The organism is Streptomyces swartbergensis, from assembly GCF_002148965.1.
Lineage (GTDB): Bacteria > Actinomycetota > Actinomycetes > Streptomycetales > Streptomycetaceae > Streptomyces > Streptomyces swartbergensis.
This window is the reverse complement of sequence record NZ_NGFN01000335.1, coordinates 1-9,321: the sequence shown is the minus strand read 5'-3', so window position 1 is coordinate 9,321 and position 9,321 is coordinate 1. Positions and strand designations below refer to the sequence as shown.

General features: G+C 71.8%; 8 protein-coding genes. 2 read left to right on the top strand and 6 right to left on the bottom strand.

Annotated features, from left to right (window positions below):
* Window positions 1-107 precede the first annotated feature (107 nt).
* Both CA983_RS35305 and CA983_RS35300 read right to left on the bottom strand, forming a co-directional pair.
* Window positions 108-581: a hypothetical protein gene (locus tag CA983_RS35305; protein WP_086604826.1), complete on the bottom strand. Its 474-nt coding sequence runs from the start codon at window positions 579-581 to the stop codon at window positions 108-110.
* A gap of 427 nt (window positions 582-1,008) precedes the next feature.
* Complete coding sequence (locus tag CA983_RS35300) at window positions 1,009-1,338, bottom strand: SH3 domain-containing protein (RefSeq protein ID WP_086604825.1); 330 nt, start codon at window positions 1,336-1,338, stop codon at window positions 1,009-1,011.
* Between the two features lie 181 nt (window positions 1,339-1,519).
* On the opposite strand from CA983_RS35300, the gene CA983_RS35295 reads away from it, so the two are divergent.
* Entirely contained in the window at window positions 1,520-3,664 is a 2,145-nt protein-coding gene (locus CA983_RS35295; RefSeq protein WP_086604824.1) for a serine/threonine-protein kinase, read from the top strand.
* A gap of 73 nt (window positions 3,665-3,737) precedes the next feature.
* Here the strand turns inward: CA983_RS35295 and ilvD are convergent, their stop codons facing one another.
* The 4 genes from ilvD to CA983_RS35275 all read right to left on the bottom strand — a co-directional run bounded on the left by ilvD (window position 3,738) and on the right by CA983_RS35275 (window position 8,270).
* Window positions 3,738-5,591 (bottom strand): dihydroxy-acid dehydratase, encoded by a 1,854-nt coding sequence (ilvD, locus tag CA983_RS35290; protein ID WP_086604823.1) that lies wholly within the window; start codon window positions 5,589-5,591, stop codon window positions 3,738-3,740.
* Between the two features lie 169 nt (window positions 5,592-5,760).
* Window positions 5,761-6,411 (bottom strand): TetR/AcrR family transcriptional regulator, encoded by a 651-nt coding sequence (locus tag CA983_RS35285; protein WP_167407523.1) that lies wholly within the window; start codon window positions 6,409-6,411, stop codon window positions 5,761-5,763.
* Window positions 6,408-7,232 carry a sugar phosphate isomerase/epimerase family protein gene (locus tag CA983_RS35280; protein WP_086604827.1) on the bottom strand — a complete coding sequence of 275 codons (825 nt, stop codon included), beginning with the start codon at window positions 7,230-7,232 and terminating at the stop codon, window positions 6,408-6,410. Before CA983_RS35280 ends, CA983_RS35285 begins: the two co-directional genes overlap by 4 nt.
* A gap of 105 nt (window positions 7,233-7,337) precedes the next feature.
* Window positions 7,338-8,270 carry a Ppx/GppA family phosphatase gene (locus CA983_RS35275; protein WP_086604822.1) on the bottom strand — a complete coding sequence of 311 codons (933 nt, stop codon included), beginning with the start codon at window positions 8,268-8,270 and terminating at the stop codon, window positions 7,338-7,340.
* Between the two features lie 71 nt (window positions 8,271-8,341).
* Here CA983_RS35275 and CA983_RS35270 point away from each other — a divergent pair, with 71 nt between their 5' ends.
* Entirely contained in the window at window positions 8,342-9,142 is an 801-nt protein-coding gene (locus CA983_RS35270) for a DUF3109 family protein (RefSeq protein WP_086604821.1), read from the top strand.
* Window positions 9,143-9,321 lie beyond the last annotated feature (179 nt).

The window sequence follows — 9,321 nt, the reverse complement described above, 5'->3', positions numbered from 1 at the left end:
ATTATGGCTCGCGGTGTGTGGTCGTGTGCCTGCGGCGGCCTGCGCGGGTGCGGTGGGGTGCGCGTAGCGCCGGCGGCCTGCGCGGGTGCGGTGGGGTGGCCGGGGGGTTATGCGCGGCGGCGCTTTCTCGACGGGTTGCCCGAGCGGCGGGTCGTGCGCTTCTCGTGGTGCTTGCGGGCTGCCTCGTACTCCTCACGGTGGAGCACTTCGCCGGGGGCCTCGGTGAGGGAGCGGAAGAAGTAGGCGAGGAGGGAGCCGACGAAACCGATGGCCAGGAGACCGCGGAGGGAGGCCTGGCGGTCGGGGCCGGAGCGGCGGGTGAAGCCGTCCCAGGTGTGGCGGAAGGCCATCGCGCTGCAGATCGCGAACATCACGACCATGAGCAGGCTCACGAAGCCTCCGATCGCGGCGATCTGGAGGCCTTGGTAGGCGAGGCGGAGGACGAGGCAGGAGACGGCCGCGGTGGCGAGTGAGCCGATGGCGACGCCGATGCGGCGGGCTGTGTAGCCGTTGTCGTGGTTCAGCCAGGTCGTGCCGAAGAAGCGGATGGGCTCGGGGCGGGGACCGTTCTCTGCGCTCACCGGTCGATTATGGCTCGCGGTGTGTGGTCGTGTGCCTGCGGCGGCCTGCGCGGGTGCGGTGGGGTGCGCGTAGCGCCTTCGCGGCGGTGGTGGGTCGGGGCCGCGCCGGGGGGTGTCCGTCCTCGGAACGGCGCGATGGGGTCACACACCGACTAACTCGCGTTGACGCGCCAACCGCTGCGGGCGGACACCCCCCGACACGTCCCCTTCTCGCCGTAGGCGGATGCGCGTCCGCCCAGCTGCGGGCAGTCGTGCCGCTTGGGGCGATGGGGGTCCCCCCTGCTCGAGCGAAGCCGAGAGCTTGGGGGAGGGTGGGCGCAGCGGCACCCCGTTCCGCCGGGCTGCGGACCCACCCCGCCTCAGCGCCAACGCCGAGCAACCGGACAACCCCGGGAACGACACGAGCCCCCGGCCCAGCCACCGCAGGTCAGCCGCAGCGTGGGCGGATGTAGCCGTCGCTGCCCGTGTTCACGTAGGCGTCCGAGACGTACTGGCCGCTTGCGATGTTGTCCCAGATGTTCGTCGTGCCGTACGGGCCCGTGACCCTGGTGCCGGGTGTCTGGCAGTGGATCGGGACTCGGGAGCCCTCGGGCAGGACCTTGACGATCGGGTAGCCGGTGCCGGGACCGCTGCGGACGTTGACGCGGACGCCCGGTGCGATCGAGAAGTACGTGGCCGCCGCGGCCAGTGTGGTGACCAGCGGCATGCCGGTCTCGTGTGTGCCGCGCTCGGCCTTTTCGACAGGCTCGACTGACATGAAAACCTCCCCCGTTGAACCCCATGGCTGCCATGGGATCCCGTTGATTCCCCTGAATCACGCCATCAAACACCTGTGCGTGACTCGCCAGCGGAGGCTAGCAAGCCGCCTCTGTCTCGTACGAGTCATCGACTAGGCTCCGTGCGTCGCGCGCGCGGACGAACAGCACGGGGGTGGTCCCATGGCGCCACAGCGGAACGTCGGAGCGGGCCCGGAAGCGGAACTTCCTGAGTACGCCGGTCACTATCGGCTGGAGTCCTGTCTGGGCTCGGGCGGCATGGGGGTCGTGCATCTGGCCCGGAGTACGTCCGGGATGAAGGTCGCCGTGAAGGTCGTGCACGCGGAGTTCGCCAAGGACCCCGAGTTCAGGGGGCGTTTCCGGCAGGAGGTCGGGGCGGCCCGGCGGGTCAGCGGGGCGTTCACCGCGCCCGTTGTGGACGCCGATCCCGAGGCCGGACGGCCTTGGATGGCCACGTTGTTCATTCCGGGCCCGACGCTGGCCCAGGAGGTGAAGCGGAACGGGCCCCTGGCCCCGGCGCGGTTGCGCCGGCTGATGGCCGGGCTCGCGGAGGCGCTGCGTGACATCCACCGGGTCGGCGTGGTGCACCGGGACCTGAAGCCGAGCAATGTCCTGCTCGCCGAGGACGGGCCGAAGGTCATCGACTTCGGCATTTCCCGGCCAAAGGACAGCGAGTTGCGGACCGAGACCGGGAAGCTGATCGGTACGCCGCCGTTCATGGCGCCCGAGCAGTTCCGGCGGCCCAGGGAAGTGGGGCCCGCCGCCGATGTGTTCGCCCTCGGGTCCGTCATGGTGCACGCGGCGACCGGGCGAGGGCCGTTCGACTCCGACAGCCCTTACGTCGTCGCCTATCAGGTCGTGCACGACGAGCCCGAGCTGGCCGGTGTACCGGAAGAGCTGGCGCCGCTCGTGCTGCGGTGTCTCGCCAAGGAGCCCGAGGACCGGCCCTCCCCCGACGAGTTGATGCGGGAACTGCGGTCGGTGTCGGCCTCGTACGACACGCAGGCGTTCATACCCGCGCAGCGCGTGGAGGAGGGTGCGGCGGAGGAAGAGGCGGAGGCCGCGGAGCGGGACGGTGGGGACGCCGGGGTGCCTGGGGCCGGATCCGGGGAGCGCCGGTCCAGGTTGCGGCTCGGTAAGCGGGCGGCTCTCGGTGCCGGGGCTCTCGGACTGGCCGTCGTCGGTGCGCTGGCGGCCGTCCCCGTGCTCGTGGCCGGGAGTCCGGCGCCCGAGGTCACCGCTCCGCGGACCACGTCGGCCGCGTTCGCGGCGTGGGAGGCGCCGCCGTTGTCCGGGAAGAGCATGCCTCAGTGCTCGTACGCGGCGGGGAAGTTGCTCTGTGCGCAGACCGGGCTGGTCTTCGCTCTCGATCCGGTCGACGGGCGGCTGCTGTGGCGGCATCCTCTGGACGGGGTCGCCGCGAGCGGGCCGCCGAGCGGGGCTCCGGTCGTGTCGGGCGGGCTGGTGCCGGCCGGGCTGGGCCAGGGGCCGCGGGTGACGATGCTCGACCCCGGCTCGGGTGACGTGCAGCGGCGGCAGGAGCTGCCCGGGTACGGGGGGCTGCGGGCCGTCGGCGGCATGCTGCTGCTCACCGCGGCCGACGGCACGGTCACCGGGGTGGAGAGCGCCTCGGGCGAGGTGAAGTGGCGTCATCGGATTCCGGGACAGGACGTGCCGTACTTCGTCTCGTTCCCCGGTGATCAGCTGGCGTACGCGGCGAGCGTGTCCGGCGACGGGTCCGGCACGAAGGTCACGGCGGTGGACCCGGGCACGGGCGACGTGCGGTGGGACGCGCGGCTGGAGGGGGCGTTGCAGCCCCTCGGGGCTGTGGACGGGGCGGTCGTGTTCGTGTCGGTCGACGCCGTGCGCGGGGATGCGCGGGCCGTGGTCCGCTACGACCCGGAGAGCCGGGCGAGCGTGCGGGTGCCGTTGCGTGTTCCGTTGCAGCAGGTGGAGGGCAGTGTGCACGGGGACGTCGTCCATCTCATGGCGACGGGTGGGGCCCTGGTCGCCGTCGATCTGGAGGCGCGCAGGCAGCGGTGGAGTCTGGAGACGGGTGTCGTGCGGGGGTCGACGCCGGTCGCCGACGACCGGTACGTGTACGTGACCGTGCCGGACGGGCGGCTGCTCGCCGTCGACGCGCGGCGTGGAAAGCTCGTCGGGCAGACGTCTCCGCGGCTGGGCGACCGGTCGGACCGGGTTCCGGCCGTGCTTCCCGAGCCCGTGCTCGTGGACGGCCGCGTCTACGCCGGTGCGCCGGACGGGACCGTCTTCGCCGTGAACGGGCGCGATCCGTCCGGGTGGTAGGAGTGCGGGCCGGGCGTACGCGGGAGGGCCGTCCCCGGGAGACCCGGGGACGGCCCTTCCGCGTGGTGATCGCTCAGCCCAGCAGGGTCACGTCCCGCACGGCGCCCTTGTCCGCGCTGGTCGCCATCGCCGCGTAGGCCCGCAGCGCCGCCGAGACCTTGCGGTCGCGGTTCTTCGGGGCGTACACGCCGTTCAGCGCCTGCTCGCGGCGGGCCAGCTCGGCGTCGTCGACGAGGAGCTCGATGGAGCGGTTCGGGATGTCGATGCGGATGCGGTCGCCGTCCTCGACGAGGGCGATGGTGCCGCCGCCCGCCGCCTCGGGCGAGGCGTGTCCGATGGACAGGCCGGACGTGCCGCCGGAGAAGCGGCCGTCGGTGATCAGGGCGCAGCTCTTGCCGAGGCCGCGGCCCTTCAGGTACGAGGTCGGGTAGAGCATCTCCTGCATGCCGGGGCCGCCCTTGGGGCCCTCGTAGCGGATGACGACGACGTCGCCCTCCTTGATCTGCTTCAGCAGGATCTTCTCGACGGCCTCCTCCTGCGACTCGCAGACGACCGCCGGGCCCTCGAAGGTCCAGATCGACTCGTCGACACCGGCCGTCTTCACCACGCAGCCGTCGACCGCGAGGTTGCCCTTGAGGACCGCGAGGCCGCCGTCCTTGGAGTACGCGTGCTCGACGGAGCGGATGCAGCCGCCCTCGGCGTCCTCGTCGAGGGCCTCCCAGCGCTCGGACTGGGAGAAGGCCTCGGCGGAGCGGACGCAGCCGGGGGCCGCGTGCCACAGCTCGATCGCCTCGGGGGACGGGGAGCCGCCGCGCACGTCCCAGGTCTTCAGCCAGTCGGCCAGGGACGGGCTGTGGACCGCGTGCACGTCCTCGTTGAGCAGGCCCCCGCGGTGCAGCTCGCCGAGCAGGGCGGGGATGCCGCCGGCGCGGTGCACGTCCTCCATGTAGTACGTGCGGTCCTTGGCGACGTTCGGCGCCACCTTGGCCAGGCAGGGGACCCGGCGGGAGACCGCGTCGATCTCCTCCAGGCCGAAGGGGACGCCGGCCTCCTGGGCCGCGGCCAGCAGGTGCAGGATCGTGTTGGTCGAGCCGCCCATCGCGATGTCGAGGGCCATCGCGTTCTCGAAGGCCGCGAAGGTCGCGATGTTGCGCGGCAGGACCGTCTCGTCGTCCTGCTCGTAGTAGCGGCGGGTGATGTCCATGACCGTGTTGGCCGCGTCGACGTACAGCCGCTTGCGGGCCGTGTGGGTGGCCAGGACCGAGCCGTTGCCGGGGAGGGAGAGGCCGATGGCCTCGGTGAGGCAGTTCATCGAGTTGGCGGTGAACATGCCGGAACACGAGCCGCAGGTCGGACAGGCGTTCTCCTCGATGCGGAGGATGTCCTCGTCCGAGATCTTGTCATTCACGGCGTCGGAGATCGCGTCGACCAGGTCGAGCGTGCGGACCGTGCCGTCGACCAGCGTGGCCCGGCCGGACTCCATCGGGCCGCCGGAGACGAAGACCGTCGGGATGTTCAGGCGCAGGGCCGCGTTGAGCATGCCCGGGGTGATCTTGTCGCAGTTGGAGATGCAGATCAGGGCGTCGGCGCAGTGGGCCTCGACCATGTACTCCACGCTGTCCGCGATCAGGTCGCGGGAGGGGAGGCTGTAGAGCATGCCGCCGTGGCCCATGGCGATGCCGTCGTCGACGGCGATCGTGTTGAACTCGCGCGGGATGCCGCCGGCCTCGACGATCGCCTCGCTGACGATCCGGCCGACCGGCTGGAGATGGGTGTGGCCCGGCACGAACTCCGTGAAGCTGTTGGCGACCGCGATGATCGGCTTGCGGCCGATGTCCGCACCCGGTACACCGGAGGCGCGCATAAGGGCGCGGGCGCCCGCCATGTTGCGGCCGTGGGTGACTGTGCGGGACCTCAGCTCGGGCATCGTCGCTCGCTCCTTCAGAGACTGCGTCAGAGGATTCGGAGATTTCTGACTGCTACCGAGCGTACGCCGGTCATCCAGAGGGCGGGACGGAGTGTCCGGAATACGGGATGCCTGTCTCGGGCGACGGCTCGGTGAGGCTTACGGTTCGGTGCGGCTTACGGTTCGGTGCTTACGGTTCGGTCAGGTGTCCCTGTACGACCGGTGCCAGCCGCGCGATGATCTGCTCGGGGTCCGCCGAGGCCAGCGGCTCCACCTTGATGACGTACCGCAGCATCGCCGTGCCCACGAGCTGGGCGGCGGCGAGCTCGGCCCGCAGTTCGGCGTCCGGCAGGTCCAGTCGCCCCGCGATGCGCCGCAGCACCTGGGTGGCGACGATGCGGCGGAAGACGGCCGCCGCGGTCTCGTTGGTGACGGCGGAGCGGACGACGGCGAGCAGGGGCGCGCGGGTGGCCGGGTTCTCCCAGACGCCGAAGAAGAAGCGGGCCAGGCGCTCCCCCACGCCGTCGAGCGGGCCCTCCTCGATGGCCTTCGGTGCCTGGAGGGCGGGTCCGAAGGACTGGGTGATGGCCGCCTCGAAGACCTGTTCCTTCGTCCCGAAGTAGTGGTGCACGAGCGCCGGGTCGACCCCGGCCGCCTTGGCGATGCCGCGCACGGAGGTCTTCTCGTAGCCGCGCTCGGAGAACTCGTCGCGGGCGGCGGTCAGGATGCGGTCCCGGGTGTCGGCCGACTCCGTGCGCGGGGGGCGGCCCCTGCGGCGGGCGGTGGTGCCCGTGCCGGTGCCGGTGCCGGTGCTGATGCCGGTCCGGGGCCGGTCGTTCATCGCCTCGGCACCTTCATCGCCGAGGCCAGGTGCAGGCGCGTGAAGGCCAGCGCCTCCGCCAGGTCGGCCTCGCGCTCCGCGCTCGACATGGCGCGGCGGGTGTTGACCTCGATCACGACGTGCCCGTCGAAGCCGGTCAGGGCGAGCCGCTCCAGCACCTCGGCGCAGGGCTGGGTGCCGCGGCCGGGCACGAGGTGCTCGTCCTTGGCCGAGCCCCTGCCGTCGGCGAGGTGGACGTGGCCCAGGCGGTCGCCCATGCGGTCGACCATGTCCAGCGCGTCGGCGCGGGCCGTCGCGGTGTGGCTGAGGTCGATCGTGAAGTGGCGGTAGTCGTCCTTCGTGACGTCCCAGTCGGGGGCGTACGCGAGCATCTCGCGGTCGCGGTAGCGCCAGGGGTACATGTTCTCGACAGCGAACCGTACGTCCGTCTCGTTCGCCATGCGCCAGATGCCCGCGACGAAGTCCCTGGCGTACTGGCGCTGCCAGCGGAAGGGCGGGTGGACGACGACGGTGCTCGCGTCGAGCTTCTCGGCCGCCGCGCGGGCCCGCTGGAGCTTGGTCCAGGGGTCCGTGGACCAGACGCGCTGCGTGATGAGCAGGCAGGGGGCGTGCACGGCCAGGACCGGGATCTGGTGGTAGTCGCTGAGTCTGCGCAGGGCCTCGATGTCCTGGCTCACGGGGTCGGTCCAGACCATGACCTCGACTCCGTCGTAGCCGAGGCGCGCGGCGATCTCGAAGGCCGTGGCCGTCGACTCCGGGTAGACCGAGGCCGTCGAGAGGGCGACCTTCGCGTCCGGGATCCTTACGGCTGGCTCTGCCATGCAGGACAGATTACGGGGTGTGGTCGGGGTGGAGCGGGGTGCCTGTTCGCCGTTGTGGTGTTTGCCACGGGCGGGCATGGTGCAAGGCCCCCTAAACGGACTCCGTCAAACGGACTCCATGTGATCCAGGCGACGCAGGATCACGCCCTCCCTCAGCGCCCACGGGCAGATTTCCACGCGCTCCACGCCGAACAGGTCCAGCGCGGCCTCGGCCACCAGGGCCCCCGCCAGCAGCTGACCCGCCCTGCCCTCGGAGACGCCCGGGAGCTCGGCCCGTTCCGCCTCCGTCATGCCGGACAGCCTCGGGACCCAGCCCTCCAGGGATTCCCGCTTGAGTTCGCGCTGGACGTAGAGGCCCTCGGCGGAGCGGGCGGCTCCGGCGATGCGGGCGAGCTGCCTGAAGGTCTTGGACGTGGCGACGACCTTGTCGGGCGGGCCGAAGCGGCTGAACTCGCCGACCGTGCGGGCGATCTCGGTCCGCACATGGCGGCGCAGGGCCCGGACGTCGTCCGGGGCGGGCGGGTCGCCGGGCAGCCACCCGGCGGTGAGGCGGCCGGCGCCCAGCGGCAGGGACGCGGCCGCGTCGGGCTCCTCGTCGATGCCGTAGGCGATCTCAAGGGAGCCGCCGCCGATGTCCAGGACCAGCAGTTTCCCGGCCGACCAGCCGAACCAGCGGCGGGCGGCGAGGAAGGTGAGGCGGGCCTCCTCCTCGCCGGTGAGGACCTGGAGCTCGACGCCGGTCTCGGTGCGCACGCGCGCGAGGACGTCGTCGGCGTTGCGGGCCTCGCGCACGGCGGAGGTGGCGAACGTCAGGAGGTCCTCGACGCCCTTGTCCTCGGCGGCCTGGAGCGACTCCTGGACGACCGAGACCAGCCGGTCGACGCCCTGGGGGCCGATCGCGCCGTCGTCGTCGAGGAGCTGGGCGAGGCGCAGTTCCGCCTTGTGCGAGTGCGCGGGCAACGGGCACGCGCCGGGGTGCGCGTCCACCACGAGCAGATGCACCGTGTTCGATCCCACGTCGAGGACACCGAGTCTCATGTACGGAACGCTACTGCCAGGAGTGCCGTCCGCCGTCCTCGGTGGGGGTACAAGGCCCGTACCCTGGACTCGTGCCAAAGACGAAAAAGGCGAAGCGCGACAAATCATCGGGCGTCCCGCGGCCCGACGAGAAGGGCCTCGACTTCGCCCGTGCGTGGGTGGAGTTTCCTGATCCGGCGGACGACGAGCAGGTCTTCCGCTGCGATCTGACATGGCTGACCTCTCGCTGGAACTGCATCTTCGGCAGCGGCTGCCAAGGCATCCAGGCGGGCCGCGCGGACGACGGGTGCTGCACGCTGGGTGCCCACTTCTCCGACGAGGACGACGAGAAGCGGGTCGCCGAACATGTGGCGAGGCTCACGCCGGACATCTGGCAGCACCACGCCGAGGGCACGAGCAACGGCTGGATCTCTCAGGACGAGGACGGCGACCGGCAGACGCGCCCCTTCCAGGGCTCGTGCATCTTCCAGAACCGGCCCGGCTTCGCGGGCGGCGCGGGCTGCTCGCTGCACATCCTCGCCCTGAAGGAGGGCCGCGAGCCGCTGGAGACCAAGCCGGACGTGTGCTGGCAGCTGCCGGTGCGGCGGACCTACGAGTGGATCGACCGGCCCGACGACACCCGTGTGCTCCAGGTGTCGATCGGTGAGTACGACCGGCGCGGCTGGGGGCCGGGCGGCCACGACCTGCACTGGTGGTGCACCTCGGCGACCTCGGCGCACGGCGCGGGCGAGCCGGTGTACGTCTCCTACCGGCCGGAGCTGATCGAGCTGATGGGCAAGGCGGGTTACGACCGGCTGGTGGAGCTGTGCGAGGAGCGGCTGGCGTCGCAGCTGCCGTTGCTGGCACCGCATCCTGCTGACCCGGCCGGCTGACGGGCGGGGCCATGACGGCGTCGAGACCATGACGGCGCGCAGGACTTTCAGGACTGTTACGGCCGTCTAGGACGTGGGCGGGCTCGGGTCGCCGCCGTCCGAGGGCGGGGGCGTCGGGTCCGTCGGGCCCGGGTCCGTGGGGGCGGGGGCGTCGGGTCCGTCGGGCCCGGGTCCGTGGG